At 43.5% G+C, this 14,057-nt stretch carries 12 protein-coding genes and 1 tRNA gene; 7 read left to right on the top strand and 6 right to left on the bottom strand.

What is annotated here, in order from left to right; genetic code table 11:
* The first annotated feature begins 685 nt into the window (after nucleotides 1–685).
* From D0T66_RS01545 to cydB, 5 genes are read left to right on the top strand one after another with little or no spacing between them, the layout of a single operon-like run.
* The gene (locus D0T66_RS01545) at nucleotides 686–1,003 is read left to right on the top strand and encodes a DUF3467 domain-containing protein (protein ID WP_163355248.1); all 318 of its coding nucleotides are present in this window, start codon (nucleotides 686–688) and stop codon (nucleotides 1,001–1,003) included.
* 39 nt (nucleotides 1,004–1,042) lie between these two features.
* Nucleotides 1,043–2,143 (top strand): alanine dehydrogenase, encoded by a 1,101-nt coding sequence (ald, locus tag D0T66_RS01540; RefSeq protein WP_163355247.1) that lies wholly within the window; start codon nucleotides 1,043–1,045, stop codon nucleotides 2,141–2,143.
* A gap of 14 nt (nucleotides 2,144–2,157) precedes the next feature.
* Nucleotides 2,158–2,382: a DUF4492 domain-containing protein gene (locus D0T66_RS01535; RefSeq protein WP_163355246.1), complete on the top strand. Its 225-nt coding sequence runs from the start codon at nucleotides 2,158–2,160 to the stop codon at nucleotides 2,380–2,382.
* 23 nt (nucleotides 2,383–2,405) lie between these two features.
* Nucleotides 2,406–3,947 (top strand): cytochrome ubiquinol oxidase subunit I, encoded by a 1,542-nt coding sequence (locus D0T66_RS01530; RefSeq protein WP_185154809.1) that lies wholly within the window; start codon nucleotides 2,406–2,408, stop codon nucleotides 3,945–3,947.
* Between the two features lie 42 nt (nucleotides 3,948–3,989).
* Nucleotides 3,990–5,138: a cytochrome d ubiquinol oxidase subunit II gene (cydB, locus tag D0T66_RS01525; protein WP_163355244.1), complete on the top strand. Its 1,149-nt coding sequence runs from the start codon at nucleotides 3,990–3,992 to the stop codon at nucleotides 5,136–5,138.
* A gap of 77 nt (nucleotides 5,139–5,215) precedes the next feature.
* On the opposite strand, the gene D0T66_RS01520 is transcribed toward cydB, so the two are convergent.
* The 4 genes from D0T66_RS01520 to pepT are packed head-to-tail and all read right to left on the bottom strand — an operon-like array spanning nucleotide 5,216 to nucleotide 10,737.
* On the bottom strand, nucleotides 5,216–7,207 hold the full coding sequence (locus tag D0T66_RS01520; protein WP_163355243.1) for a DUF4954 family protein: 1,992 nt from the start codon (nucleotides 7,205–7,207) through the stop codon (nucleotides 5,216–5,218).
* A 32-nt stretch (nucleotides 7,208–7,239) separates the two neighbouring features.
* Nucleotides 7,240–8,340, bottom strand: coding sequence for a glycine cleavage system aminomethyltransferase GcvT (gene gcvT / locus D0T66_RS01515; RefSeq protein ID WP_163355242.1), 1,101 nt, complete (start codon nucleotides 8,338–8,340; stop codon nucleotides 7,240–7,242).
* Between the two features lie 47 nt (nucleotides 8,341–8,387).
* The gene (locus D0T66_RS01510; RefSeq protein ID WP_221412164.1) at nucleotides 8,388–9,485 is read right to left on the bottom strand and encodes a glycoside hydrolase family 43 protein; all 1,098 of its coding nucleotides are present in this window, start codon (nucleotides 9,483–9,485) and stop codon (nucleotides 8,388–8,390) included.
* A 31-nt stretch (nucleotides 9,486–9,516) separates the two neighbouring features.
* Entirely contained in the window at nucleotides 9,517–10,737 is a 1,221-nt protein-coding gene (gene pepT, locus D0T66_RS01505; protein WP_163355241.1) for a peptidase T, read from the bottom strand.
* A gap of 275 nt (nucleotides 10,738–11,012) precedes the next feature.
* Between pepT and D0T66_RS01500 the strand changes: the two genes are divergently transcribed.
* Together D0T66_RS01500 and D0T66_RS01495 are read left to right on the top strand one after the other, a co-directional pair.
* Nucleotides 11,013–11,086 (top strand) — tRNA-Thr (locus tag D0T66_RS01500).
* 101 nt (nucleotides 11,087–11,187) lie between these two features.
* On the top strand, nucleotides 11,188–11,838 hold the full coding sequence (locus tag D0T66_RS01495) for an NAD(P)-dependent oxidoreductase (protein ID WP_163355240.1): 651 nt from the start codon (nucleotides 11,188–11,190) through the stop codon (nucleotides 11,836–11,838).
* Nucleotides 11,839–11,874: 36 nt separating this feature from the next.
* On the opposite strand, the gene D0T66_RS01490 is transcribed toward D0T66_RS01495, so the two are convergent.
* Nucleotides 11,875–13,002, bottom strand: a complete 1,128-nt coding sequence (locus D0T66_RS01490) for a glycosyltransferase (RefSeq protein ID WP_163355239.1) — start codon at nucleotides 13,000–13,002, stop codon at nucleotides 11,875–11,877.
* A gap of 12 nt (nucleotides 13,003–13,014) precedes the next feature.
* Nucleotides 13,015–14,034, bottom strand: coding sequence for a phenylalanine--tRNA ligase subunit alpha (pheS, locus tag D0T66_RS01485; RefSeq protein ID WP_163355238.1), 1,020 nt, complete (start codon nucleotides 14,032–14,034; stop codon nucleotides 13,015–13,017).
* Nucleotides 14,035–14,057 lie beyond the last annotated feature (23 nt).

Genomic DNA, 14,057 nt, shown 5'->3' with positions numbered 1-14,057 from the left:
CGTATATGTCGGATATTGCGGGCGAACGATATTTGGCTCGCCTACGCTTCGCCGAACGATGTTTCGCCCCTACATGGATTTTGTTGTTGACTGATGACTGCTCACTGTTAACTGAAAAGTCCCGCTTCTCCTCACGGAGAAGACGGGATGAAATGGGGTGAATACCCCTGACATTAACACAAGCATATTTTTTAGTAGACGAGTTACAAGTTACGAGTGACGAGTAGGGGCAAAGCCGTACAGCAGTTCGCAAGTTATCCCTTGTAACTCGTAACTGTGCGAAGCACGAAGTAACTGCCCGAAGGGCGAAGTAACTTTTTTCTAAAAAAAAGACCCTGGAAATTTGGATTAATCCGAAATATTTACTATATTTCGTGTGTGTGTGTGTGTGTGTGAATACGCCATTTTATCAAATATCAGATTGATAAAAAAGATATTAAATAATAAAATAGCGTTTTTTGTGCACATAAATAGCCTGAAGTTTTATAAGGCAAAGAAAGGCACTTTTTCCGATATAAGCAAATCATTCCCTCTTTTTTACCTTTTTCTTTCGCAGCTACCGGCTTTTGAGATAAAAATATTTATGCTTAAGAATATTGATTTATATTTTCATTATTCGCCTTTTTTCTTTTCTTTTGTATAAGGCCAAAAACGAATAGAACTAATTAATATATAAAATACTTTTATGGAGAATAACAATGGAAACAACGGGCAGATTCAGATAGAGTTGCCCGAAGATGTGGCACAAGGTACTTATTCCAATCTCGCTATCATATCGCATTCCTCATCCGAGTTTGTAATAGACTTTGTCCGTGTCGTACCCGGCATACCTAAAGCCAAAGTAAAGTCACGTATCATCCTTACGCCGGAACATGCCAAGCGTCTTCTGTATGCTTTGAACGACAATATCAACCGCTACGAACAGTCGAGTGGCGAAATCAATATAGAGGAAAAGGGTAGAGGTTTTCTTCCGCCTATGAACGGGAATCTGGGAGAAGCCTGATACGATAGCTTTAAATATTAATACCAAAAGAGCCAGTTTATGAGAATAGGAGTACCAAAAGAAATCAAAACGCTCGAAAGCCGCATTGCAATGACGCCCGCCGGGGTACACGAGTTAGTCTCTAACGGACACGAAGTGTATATTCAGACAGGGGCAGGGGTAGGCAGTGGCTTCTCGGATGAAGCCTATGTGGCGACAGGAGCGAAGATACTTCCTACCATCGAGGATGTTTATAACACAGCCGAGATGATAGTGAAAGTGAAAGAACCACTCAAAGAGGAATATAAACTGATAAAAGATCACCACGTAGTATTCACTTATTTTCATTTTGCATCCAGCAGGGAACTGACGGAAGCAATGATAGAGAGCAAAGCTGTTTGTCTTGCCTACGAAACCGTAGAATTGCCCGACCGCTCGCTACCATTGTTGATACCGATGAGCGAAGTGGCCGGAAGGATGTCGATACAGGAAGGCGCACGCTTTCTGGAGAAACCGCAACAAGGCAAAGGGTTGCTGCTGGGCGGAGTTCCGGGTGTTCGTCCTGCCAATGTCGTTATCATAGGCGGTGGAGTAGTAGGGATGAATGCTGCCCGTATGGCTGCCGGACTGGGAGCGAATGTTACGATATTGGACAAAAGCCTGCCACGTCTGCGCTATCTGAGCGAAACGATGCCGGCCAATGTGACTACGCAATATTCTAACAGCCATGTTATTGCGCAATTGAGCAAAACGGCAGACCTGATAGTAGGGGCTGTGCTCAATGCGGGCGAAAAGGCGCCTGTTATCCTTTCGCGCGAAATGCTGAAGGATATGCAGCCGGGAACGGTATTGGTAGATGTTGCTATCGATCAGGGCGGATGTTTCGAGACATCGAAACCGACCACCCACAAAGATCCGGTGTATGAGATAGAGGGTGTCATACACTATTGTGTAGCCAACATTCCGGGTGCTGTCCCGATGACTTCGACGCGCGCGCTGACTAACGCTACTTTGCCGTATGTTCTTCTTTTAGCAAATCTGGGGTGGAAAAGAGCCTGCGAAAAATACGCCGATTTGCGAAAAGGACTGAACATCATCGGTGGAAATATTGTTTATAGGGCAGTTGCCGATGCGTGGGGATTACCATATCGAGAGTATTAACTAAAAGCAATACTATGGAAGCAGAAAATATCAGGCCCAAATTTAATTTTTTCACGATGTTTCGCGATGGGTTTAGGGGTATGACCCTCGGCAAAACACTGTGGATGCTTGTTATCATTAAATTGATAATCATGTTTTTGATATTGAAGCCTTTCTTCTTTCCTAATTTCCTTAATTCGCAGGCGAAGACGGATGAAGATAAGGCCGACTATGTAAGAGAACAACTAATAAATCGCTAATTTAATAGAACTTAATCGTATTTATCATGGAAATCTTAAGTAATTCATTACTCGATTGGTCACGATTGCAGTTTGCCATGACAGCCATGTATCACTGGCTGTTTGTTCCCCTCACACTGGGGCTTGGCGTCATCATGGCCATTATGGAAACTGTGTATGTTCGTACAGGAAACGAACAATGGAAAAAGACTGCTAAATTCTGGCAATTAATTTTCGGGATAAACTTTGCTATCGGTGTAGCAACCGGGCTTATCCTCGAATTTCAGTTCGGAACCAACTGGTCTTTTTATAGCTGGACGGTAGGGGATATCTTCGGAGCGCCTTTGGCAATCGAAGCTATCGTTGCCTTCTTTATGGAAGCGACGTTTATCTCTATCATGTTCTTCGGCTGGAAACGTGTAAGCAAAGGGGCGCACCTGGCAGCTACATGGCTGACTATCACGGGTGCAACTATTTCTGCCCTTTGGATATTAGTCGCTAACTCATGGATGCAATATCCTGTGGGAATGGAATTTAATCCTGATACGATGCGTTTCGAAATGACCGATTTCTTCGAAATCATATCGCCGATGGCCATCAATAAACTGATACATACCGTTATATCCAGCTGGATATTGGGTAGTATATTCGCTATGGGTATCGCTGCCTGGTATATGCTGAAAAAGCGGAACATCGAGTTTGCCAAGCAAACGATGAAGGTTGCGACAGTATTCGGTTTAGCGGCTTCTATCATTACTATATGGTCGGGGCATGGTGCAGCACAGAAAGTAGCAGAGCATCAACCGATGAAGCTGGCGGTGATGGAAGGTCTATATACGGGAAGCACCGAAGCTAATCTGGTAGCCTTTGCCATCCCTAATCCGGATAAGACATGGAATAATGACGAGCCCGATTATCTTTTCGATATTCCTATCCCCGGAGGACTTTCGTGGATGTCGTTCGGCGACAGCAAGTCGTATGTGCCGGGTATCACCAACTTGATAGAGGGAGGATATAAGAATCCGAAAGGAAAGACCGAACTATCTTTCTTTGAGAAGCAGGCAATGGGCAAAACGGCTAAAGATGCCTTGAAAAAATTTGAAGATGCAAAAAAAGCCGGGAATACAGTGCTGATGGAGCAGTACAGAAAAGATATAATGGACAATGTAGCTTATTTAGGCTATGGATATTTAGAGAATCCGGAAGATACTATCCCGAATATCTCGCTGACATACTGGTCGTTCCACATTATGGTATATCTGGGAGGATATTTTATCTTATTGTTCCTTGTTGTCGGATTCTTTGTGTATAAAAAGGATTTGTCGAATAAGAAGTATATTCTCTGGGCATGTATTTTGTCCATACCTCTTGTTTATATTGCCAGTCAGGCGGGTTGGGTAGTTGCCGAAGTAGGGCGTCAGCCTTGGGCTATACAGGATATTCTGCCTGTGCAGGCGGCCGTTTCGTCACTTTCGGCAAGCTCGGTAATAACAACATTCATCCTCTTCCTTGTATTGTTTACGGGATTGCTTATCGCCGAAATTCGTATTATGTTGAACCAAATAAAGAAAGGTCCCGAAGCATAATAATTGCGGAGGAATCGTTCTTTATCAAAAATATAAAGTATTATGGATTACTCATTTTTACAACATTACTGGTGGTTTCTTATCTGCCTGATAGGCGGTTTGTTCGCATTCCTTTTATTCGTGCAGGGTGGACAGTCGATGATTTTCTCGCTGGCGAAAACCGAACAGCACCGTTTCCTTCTGGTCAACGCTTTAGGACGTAAATGGGAATATACCTTTACGACATTGGTAACCTTCGGGGGAGCTTTGTTTGCATCGTTCCCGCTGTTTTATGCTACAAGTTTTTCAGGCGCATACTGGGTTTGGATGGCTATTCTGTTCTGCTTTGTCATTCAGGCAGTAGGATATGAATACATGTCTAAACCGGGCAATACATACGGACGCAAGACCTATCAATGGTTCTTACTCATCAACGGATTTCTGGGAACATTTCTGGTAGGTGTGGCTTTGGCTACATTCTTTACCGGCTCTCTGTTTGGTGTAGATCCCGAAGCTGTTGCAAATAATCCGTTGGCGATGAAAGTAAGTTCATGGCAAAGCCCTTGGCACGGATTGGAAGCATTGGCAAATGCCCGTAACTTGTGTTTGGGCTTTACAGTCTTTTTCTTGGCGCGTACATTAGCATGTCTGTATTTTATCAACCGCATGGAGGATGAAAGCTTAATTGCCCGTTCGCGCAAGTTCTTGCTATACAATGCCGTGCCGTTTGTAGTATTCTTCCTTATATTCGTTATCTGGACATTCGTGTCGGCAGGATTTGCAGTGGATCCGGTAACCAAAGTGGTAAGTCTGGTGCAATATAAATACCTTAACAACCTGATAGAGATGCCTGTGATAGGTATTGTCTTCGTACTCGGGGTATTATTGGTGTTGTTTGGTATTATCATGAGCCTGTTGAAGAAAACCTTCACAAAAGGTGTTTTCTTTGCAGGGGTAGGTACGGTATTGACGGTTTGCTGTTTGTTGCTGATTACCGGCTTTAATAATACGGCGTATTATCCTTCTACATACGATTTGCAGGCTTCTTTGACTATACAGAATTCATCGTCCAGTGAATTTACGCTGACGGCTATGATGTATGTCTCGTTCTTGGTGCCATTCGTATTGGCGTATATCATTTACGCCTGGCGCTCGTTGGAACGCAAGAAGTTCAAAGCAAAGGATCTTCCCGAAGACGGACATGTTTATTAATCAACTGAAGATATGATAGAAAAGCCTCTACAAATTAAAATAGTAGAGGCTTTTTATATCCGATAAACTCGTGTATATTAACTTTTCAACGCTTTAAACAGGCGTTTTATCATTTTGTCGCCTAAGTCGGTTTTCACCTCTATATGCTCTATAACTGCTTTGACAAAAGGATTCTCTTCGAAAATTCCGCGAACCTGTTCGAAGTCTTCTTTGCGAATATCGCTGTTTCCATCGACGCCGAAGCTGGTTCGGGCTGATAACGAGAACTCTTTCTTGGCATCCTCATAGATGAGCTTGTCTAATTCCACTACAGCCTCTTTCCATTGGTCGATTATATAGATAATATCCTTTGCCGTAATGGTTTCGAGCGAGAGATTAAAGTATTGTTGAATCATATCCCAAGCCCATGTCCATTCCAGCGAATAATAATCCCTGTGCAATTGCTCGAAGACGGCATTTACCTCTTCAGTAGTCGCAATGCGGTCTTTTTCTATATCTTCTATCAATTTGTCTATCTCGCTGCTTGGAGCTATCAACCCGGCCAAATCGCGCCAGCGGTTAGAGCCGATTGGCGTATCCGGTTTCAGACGCGCTCTGATTTCTTCGTTGTCCGAGCACGGACAACTCTCGAGGCGTGAGATGATAGAGTTCCCTAAGAACTTGATTATAGCTATATTATAATATTTCAAGCCTTTCTTTAGAGACGTATTCTTTATCCGGCAATTCTGATAGAAATAACTTGCCGAAGTCTCGCCGCACTTATTCTGTAAGTCGTTCAACACATTGATTGCCTGAAACATTTTCTGCACAGTGTAGGGGCTTAGCAGGTTGAAGTTGATTTGGTCGAGATGATTCGGGTCTTTGCGTTTATCCCGTTTTGGGAATTTCTGCGCATCACGTATCGTACCTACACTCTTGAGGTTCAAACCCGGAAGAAGGACGGTTTCATCGTTGTTTTCAATCAGATACGAGAAAGGCATCTTGGACGTATCCGAATGCCCGTAATGACGTCCCATAACCAACGAAAATGCTCCGATTTTGGCAGGCCAGAGGATGTAAGAATCACTCGTCGTACGTCCGCCACGCTCCATAATTCCCTGATGAATAGGGCCGAGTTTATACATATGGTTACTTTGGTTAGAACCCGAACCGGCATTCATAAAGGAGAACATTCCGGCGATGAGCAGCGTGGATTTGTGGTGCGTAACCGTGTAAGGGCCTGCAAATATGGCACATGCTTCGCCGTTCTCGCCCTGACAGTTGCTAAAGAACAACGAGTCGTTGGCGGAGTAGGTATGCCCTAATTGGCATGCTTGTCCTACAAAACAGCGGGTAAGCATCGTTCCGTCTTCGATATGCGCTCCCGAGCTGATAATGAAATCTTTGACCATCACATTATAGCCGATATGCACCGGATCGTGTTCGTTACTGTTGATGCTGCCGTTCTCTAACTGGCGCGTGCCTTCTATGACCGCATTGTCGCCGATGCAAACATTCTTTATCGTTCCCGTATTGATGATGTGTACATTATTGCCTATCGTCCCTATTTCGGAAGCCTTCTTTTTGGCATAATTGTGTACCATCTGCTGCATTTTCCCGATAAGGATAGGGCGATGGCGGTAGAAGGAAAGGATGTACGCAAAATGGGCGCTAAGCTTGTCATACATCATCACTTCGCGCCCACCTGTTTCGTTCAATACCGATACTTCCACGGCATTACCGAACGACGATTCGCCGTCGACTAATATCTGTTCTACATTCTGGATATATACATTATCGCCGATGTTGTAATTGGCAATATAATTCTGTACATATTCAATCAGGACATTGTCGCCGAAGGTACAGTTGTGAATATAGGCATTCCGTATGCAGGCATGCTTCCGTATGCCACCGGGAAGGGTTATATCCTTTTCTAAAATACCAAGGCGTATATTGCCCGAGAATTTCACGTGTTGTACATAAGCCGCATCGAATCCTTCTTTTACAAGAACATTGCTCCAACTTTCGGCAGAGCAATGTTGATTTTCCAAGAGGCTTATCTCCTGAGAAGTTAAATTTCTATAGTTCATTTTTCGAGAGGTGAGGTTTTATTATCGTTTTTTTACATATTCGTTTTGCGGAAAGGCGGTTTTACGACCTCCGCTTTTAAGTTTTTGTTTCTTACTTTGATATATATTTCCGAACCGATGGTGGCATATTCGGGTTTTACGTATCCCATACCTATGCCTATTTTGCGGGTAGGGGACATCGTACCCGATGTAACCACACCTATCTGTTCGTCCTTATCGTTTACAATCTCGTAATCGTGACGAGGTATTCCTTTTTCCTGCAATTCGAAAGCGCATAGCTTGCGTGTAACGCCGTCTTTCTTTTGCTTTTCGAGGATGTCGCGGGCAATGAAATCTTTTCCATCTGCAAATTTGGTTATCCAGCCCAATCCCGCTTCAATAGGAGTCGTTGTATCGTTCAGGTCGTTTCCGTAAAGGCAGTAGCCCATTTCGAGGCGTAACGTATCGCGTGCGCCTAAGCCGATAGGTTTGATGCCGAATTCTTCTCCCGCTTCGAACAGGTTTTTCCAGATATACGGCGCATATTCGGGATAGAAATAGATTTCGAATCCTCCTGCTCCTGTATAACCCGTGTTGGAGATGATAACATTTTCCATCCCCGAACCTTTCAAGTGTCCGATAACAAACGAGTAGTAGGGGATAGTGGATAAATCGATTTCGGTCAATTTCTGAAGCGTAGCCAATGCTTTAGGCCCTTGTATGGCTAATTGCCCCATTTTATCGGAAGCATTCTCCATTTCGGCCTTTTCTATGTTGTTCTCGACTAACCAGTTCCAGTCTTTTTCTATGTTAGAAGCATTCACCACCAAGAGGTATTTATCCGGTTCGTAATGATATATAATAATATCGTCTACAATGCCCCCTTGCTTGTTTGTGAAGCACGAATATTGCGCTTTCCCTATCTCAATCTTGCTTACGTCGTTGGTTGTTACGCGTTGCAGGAAAGCCAGTGCGCGAGGGCCTTTGACCCATATTTCGCCCATGTGCGAAACGTCGAATACGCCGACTTTTTCTACTACGGTCATGTGTTCGTCTATGATGCCCGAATACTCGATAGGCATGTTATATCCTGCAAATTCATGCATTTTAGCGCCTAAGGCTATATGGATATCGGTAAATGGTGTTTTTTTCATGTGGCTGATTTTTGGTATATAAGTTGATAAATTAAATGTACTAATTTTTATTTGGCTGTACCATTACTGGGATAAGCTTTTAATAGTTTTTTCGCTTCCTTCGCTTTGATAACCGATACGCAGCCGTGGCGCGCTTCGGATGGGAAGGTCACATCCTCTACGACCGACCAATGAATCAAATCGGGTGAATATGACAAACCGAAGCGGTTGGTCATGCAATAGTCGTAGAACAGCAACCATCCGGGATTTGTTAAATCTTTCGTTACGGTCGGGCCTTCGGTTATTACCGGGACAATCTGCCCGTCGTTTAATGGCCCTTCTACGATTTCGTAAGGTCCTTCCAGATTTTGAGATGTGGCTACACGGATAGATCTTCTTTCGCCGGTTTTTGCTCCAAATTCTTCTTCTTTGTGGAAGAGATAGTAAGTACCGTCATGCTCCTGCAATGTGCCGTCGATAACGGAATAGGAGGGGGCAAACAATTCTTTTGCAGGAGTGAATGTTTTCCAGTCGTGTGTTTTGCAATACCAGAGACGGCTTTTTTTCCATCCTGCATCTTCGAATGAGGATGACCAGAACAGCATATATTCGCCTGTATTTTTATCGTAAAACCACTCGGGCGCCCAGATATTTCGGGCTAATTCGCCCGCTTCGTTCCTAACGTCCTTCATCAATGGAAGATGTCCTTCAACTTCCCAGTCAATCAAATCTTTCGATGTAATATATAGGCAACTCGGCCCTGTTTTTTCGTAGTCTTTTATTCTAAGGCCGCCACCGGTCGATAAAACCCGCCAAAGTCCATCGGAGCTGCGGCGGACATAAGGATCGCGCATGTGTCCGTCCCACACCGGTTCATTGTTGTTCAGCGCTGTCCAATGACGGCCGTCTGTGGATAGAGCTATATGCAATTTGTTTATCAGCATCGGGTCGGGTAAAGGAACTTCGACTGTTTTTCCTTCGGAATCAATCTCGATGCGGGTAGGGTAACGCTGACGGAAATAGGTCAGCATGTAAACATCCTTATTCCCTTCAATTTTAAATTCCTTTTGCGTGCCGGCTTTCTCTGTGTCCGAACCCTTTTCGGATTGAGCGAAAACGCCGGTGAAAAAGGCAAGCATTACGAAAAATATTGAAAATCTCATCATTTATCCTTTATTGTTCAACTTGGTAAAGTGTTTATCTTTTTGCCACTAATTCGGCTATTTTAACAATTACCTGTACGGCTTTCTCCATCGATTGCACAGGAACAAACTCGTATCGTCCGTGGAAATTGTGTCCTCCCGCAAAAATATTCGGGCATGGCAACCCCATAAACGACAGGCGTGCCCCATCGGTTCCTCCGCGTATAGGCTTCACGATAGGTGTAATGCCGAGCATCACCATCGCTTCGAAAGCAGTATCAACAATGTGCTTTACAGGCTCTACCTTTTCGCGCATGTTGAAGTATTGGTCTTTTATGGAGATAGTCGCGCTATTCGGGTATAACTTGTTGATATATGCTACCGCATCCTGTATCAGCTGTTTACGTTGCTCATATAGCTTTTTGTCGTGGTCTCTTATGATGAAGCTTACTGTCGCAGCATCGACGCCTCCACATACATTGGTGAGGTGGAAAAAGCCTTCGTAGCCTGTGGTATGCTCAGGACGCTCGTCGGCTGGTAAAAGGCTTATCAGTTTGTGTGCCACTAACAAGGCATTTATCATTTTATCTTTGGCATATCCGGGATGTACACTCCGTCCCTGTATCTTTATCTCTACTCCGGCAGCATTGAAGTTTTCGTATTCCAGTTCGCCGATAGGGCCGCCATCCATCGTATATGCCCACTCGCAACCGAATTTCGCTACATCGAAATAGTCCGCTCCTGCGCCGATTTCTTCGTCCGGCGTAAATCCTATACGTATCTTCCCGTGTTTGATTTCGGGATGGTCGATTAAGTATTGTATAGCCGTCAGGATTTCAGCTATACCCGCTTTGTCATCGGCTCCGAGTAGGGTAGTGCCATCGGTTACAATCAGGTCTTGCCCTACATAATCCGTCATCTCGGGGAAATCTTTCGGTGAAAGGACTATATTTTGTTCTTGATTCAATACTATATCTTTTCCGTTATAATTGCTGACAATACGCGGATTGACATTCTTCCCTGTCATATCGGGGCTTGTGTCCATGTGAGCGACAAAGCCTATTGTTGGTATTTTCTTATCCGTATTTGCCGGCAAAGTAGCCATTAAATAGCATTTATCGTCGAGTGAGACCTCTTCCAATCCCATTTCGCGCAGTTCTTTTTCCAGTTCGCGGGCTAAAACGAATTGTCCGGGTGTACTCGGAGTAACATCGGTTTTTGTGCTGGATTCGGTGTCGAATCGGACATATTTCAGGAAACGGTCGGTAACATTCATATTTGCAGAAAAATATTTAATAAGATTATAATTGGTAAATAAAAAAATAAGTCGCTGACAATTAATAGAATCGAATATCGTCGCCACTTACACACAAATATAGTAAATCGGCTGCAAAGGAAAAAATGTATTGATGAATTTTGCAGATTAAAAAAAACTTTCTACTTTTGTGCTCGGGTAAGTCCTATACGGTCAGCTCCCGATTAATCCCCCAGGGTTTGATCGCAGCAAGGGCCGTCGGTTGTAGCGGCGCGATATAGATCGCTTACCCACCTGCCTCTTTAGCTCAGTTGGCCAGAGCACGTGATTTGTAATCTCGGGGTCGTTGGTTCGAATCCGACAAGAGGCTCAAGAAAAAGAAACCACTCGATGTAATCGGGTGGTTTTCTCTTTTATAAACTTTCCTTCCGTGATATTGTTTAATATGTAACAACTTAAAATTGAGGATGTATGAAACATATCGTATTGATTGGAGCAAGTGGCTTTGTAGGCTCGGCCATTTTGAGAGAAGCCTTGGACAGAGGGATAGAGGTAACAGCCATTGTGCGGGATAAGCGTAAGATATCGGTAGAGCATAAGAATCTTCTTGTAGTAGAGGGTGATATCTTCGAACCTGATATGCTTTCTCGCATCGCAAGAGGAAAAGATGCCGTAATAAGCGCCTACAATCCGGGATGGAGTAATCCCAATATTGCAGAAGAAACAATAAAAGGGTATAAGTCAATTATAAACGAACTCAAGAAGGCAGGCATCAAACGCCTCCAAATAGTAGGAGGTGCGGGAAGTCTATATGTCGCTCCGGGCAAGACATTGATAGATTCGGGCGAAATCCCGGAGAATATATTCCCGGGTGTAAAAGCTTTAGCAGATGTATATTCCAATATTTTGAAGCCGGAAACAGCGCTGGATTGGGTATTCTTTTCTCCTGCAGCCACTTTGGAGAATGGCAAGCGAACAGCTAACTACCGTCTCGGGCTGGATGATATGATATTGGGCGATGATGGTGAAAGCCGTATATCGGTGCAGGATTATGCTAAGGCGATGATTGATGAGCTGGAAAATCCAACGCATCATCGACAGCGTTTCACAATAGGATATTAGAGTAAAAAGGCGGATTATTCGATGAATCCGCTTTCTTTATTTTAGTTCTATAACGCTTACCAATTTTTCCCAAGAGAAATCTTCTCTCAAAGAAGTAATAGACAGTGATTCTAAATTTATTTTTCCATCGATGATATCCTGAAGAGCCTGTTGAAAATCAATATCGCCTTGGATAATTTTTCCAAAACCATTTTGAATGACATCTTTAGCGCCTACAACACCCGTTGTAACTATATAGTTCTGAAATCTATATGCTTCTGCGTATACCGTAGCATATGATTCATATTCCGAAGTCAAAAGGAAAACTTTAGCACGATTATAATATTCCCATAACTTACTTTTATCGAAAATTGGACCGGTAAAAACGACTTTATCTTTTAAATGGGGATTATTCTTATAAAAAACGTCAATTTTTTGCTGAAAGTCCTGCTCGACTTTTTCAATTGGCCCTACCAATATTATCTTCCAGTCTTTCAAATTGAGTTTTTCTGCTGCCCGTAATATCATTTCCGTATTTTTAGGATAGGTACCTAAACGGGCTACGGTGATTATTAGGTTTTCTTTTTCCTGAAATGTTCTGATTTTTATGTTTGTCTGTGCTAATAACTCTTCATCAAAACCGTTTGGAACAATGCAAATTTTTGTCCTCTTTATCGCTTTTATTTTGATTAATTTGTCAAAAACTTCACGCGCCTCTGTTGACATATAGTTAATCCGGTTTATCCAGAAATATAACATAGGTCTTTTCCTTAAAGGATATTTGGCAATATCTAATATCGTAACACCTCCATCCAGTTTCAGATAAGTTTTGCCGAACGGATTAAGCAATTTATATATAAACAGCATCAAGATAACCTGCCAACGCCCATGTATACTCATCAAGTAGTTGATTTTCCATGCATTGCGGAGTAGATATTTAAGAACATTGCTGTTCAGATAAAAGTGTCGCGATTCCGAAATATTTTTCTTCGAACGGATACGCTCTATTTTAACGCCCCGGACAGAATCGCCCAAAGCCCTGTTGGTTTCTGTGTCAGGACAGACTATGGTTACATCCAGATTGTGAATTTTACCCAGATAATAAGGAACTTGAAACACGTCTTTACCAAGGTGTTCCTTTTCGAAATGTTTAAAAATGAGTGTCAGGTTTTTTCTTTTCTTCATCCAAAAGAAAGTTTAATAAGCACTCTCGAACTGCTCGAGGAAACGCTTGTCATTTTCGGAGAAGTAGCGCAAATCTTTGACACGATATTTGAGGTTGGTAATACGTTCGATACCCATACCTAAGGCATATCCTGTATATTCTTTGCTGTCGATGCCGCAATTATCCAGTACATTCGGATGCACCATGCCGCAACCGAGTATTTCTACCCAACCGGTATGTTTGCAGAAAGGGCAACCCTTTCCACCGCAGATGTTACACGAAATATCCATTTCGGCGCTTGGCTCGGTAAATGGGAAGTATGACGGACGCAAGCGTATTTTGGTGTCTGCGCCGAACATCTCCTTGGCGAAGTAGAGCAGTACCTGTCGCAAATCGGCAAACGAAACGTTTTTATCGATATATAAGGCTTCTACCTGATGGAAGAAACAGTGTGCGCGGTAAGATATAGCTTCGTTGCGATAGACGCGTCCCGGGCAAATAATGCGGATAGGAGGCTGCGTCTTTTCCATCACACGGGTTTGCACTGATGATGTGTGCGTGCGCAAAAGAACCTGCGGATCGTGCGATATGAAGAATGTGTCCTGCATGTCGCGTGCGGGATGATCGTCGGCGAAGTTAAGCGCCGAGAATACATGCCAGTCGTCCTCTACTTCGGGACCTTCGGCTATGGAAAAGCCTAAACGGCGGAAAATGTCGCAAATTTCTTTCTTAACGATAGACAAGGGATGGCGCGTGCCGAGCGGGATAGGGTAGGCTGTACGCGTAAGGTCGATGTCGTCGGAAACAGTATTGTTGTTTTCGAGTGCCTCTTTCAGCTCGTTGATGCGTGCCTGGGCTTTCTCTTTCAACTCGTTGAGTTTCATACCTACTTCGCGCTTCTGATCGGAAGCGACGTTGCGAAAATCGTTCATCAGTTCCGATATCTCACCCTTCTTACTCAGGTATTTGATGCGTATTGCCTCTATTTCGTCGGCGCTGGCAGCTTTTATATGGCTGACTTCAGCCAATAGTTTGTTTATCTTGTCTAACATATCCAAATAGGTTTCTTTTAGGG

The sequence above is a fragment of the Dysgonomonas sp. 25 genome (assembly GCF_010501075.1).
Classification (GTDB): domain Bacteria; phylum Bacteroidota; class Bacteroidia; order Bacteroidales; family Dysgonomonadaceae; genus Dysgonomonas.
The sequence above is the reverse complement of the archived record's forward strand: the minus strand, read 5'-3'. Positions and strand labels throughout refer to the sequence as shown.

What these genes read in the sequence shown, in the direction of transcription:
- D0T66_RS01545 (WP_163355248.1), top strand. Translation starts at nt 686, where the DNA reads ATGGAGAATAACAATGGAAACAACGGGCAGATTCAGATAGAGTTGCCC.
- cydB (WP_163355244.1), top strand. Translation starts at nt 3,990, where the DNA reads ATGGATTACTCATTTTTACAACATTACTGGTGGTTTCTTATCTGCCTG.
- D0T66_RS01490 (WP_163355239.1), bottom strand. Translation starts at nt 13,002, where the DNA reads ATGAAGAAAAGAAAAAACCTGACACTCATTTTTAAACATTTCGAAAAG.
- D0T66_RS01520 (WP_163355243.1), bottom strand. Translation starts at nt 7,207, where the DNA reads ATGAACTATAGAAATTTAACTTCTCAGGAGATAAGCCTCTTGGAAAAT.
- D0T66_RS01495 (WP_163355240.1), top strand. Translation starts at nt 11,188, where the DNA reads ATGAAACATATCGTATTGATTGGAGCAAGTGGCTTTGTAGGCTCGGCC.
- pheS (WP_163355238.1), bottom strand. Translation starts at nt 14,034, where the DNA reads ATGTTAGACAAGATAAACAAACTATTGGCTGAAGTCAGCCATATAAAA.
- pepT (WP_163355241.1), bottom strand. Translation starts at nt 10,737, where the DNA reads ATGAATGTTACCGACCGTTTCCTGAAATATGTCCGATTCGACACCGAA.
- gcvT (WP_163355242.1), bottom strand. Translation starts at nt 8,340, where the DNA reads ATGAAAAAAACACCATTTACCGATATCCATATAGCCTTAGGCGCTAAA.
- D0T66_RS01510 (WP_221412164.1), bottom strand. Translation starts at nt 9,485, where the DNA reads ATGATGAGATTTTCAATATTTTTCGTAATGCTTGCCTTTTTCACCGGC.
- ald (WP_163355247.1), top strand. Translation starts at nt 1,043, where the DNA reads ATGAGAATAGGAGTACCAAAAGAAATCAAAACGCTCGAAAGCCGCATT.
- D0T66_RS01535 (WP_163355246.1), top strand. Translation starts at nt 2,158, where the DNA reads ATGGAAGCAGAAAATATCAGGCCCAAATTTAATTTTTTCACGATGTTT.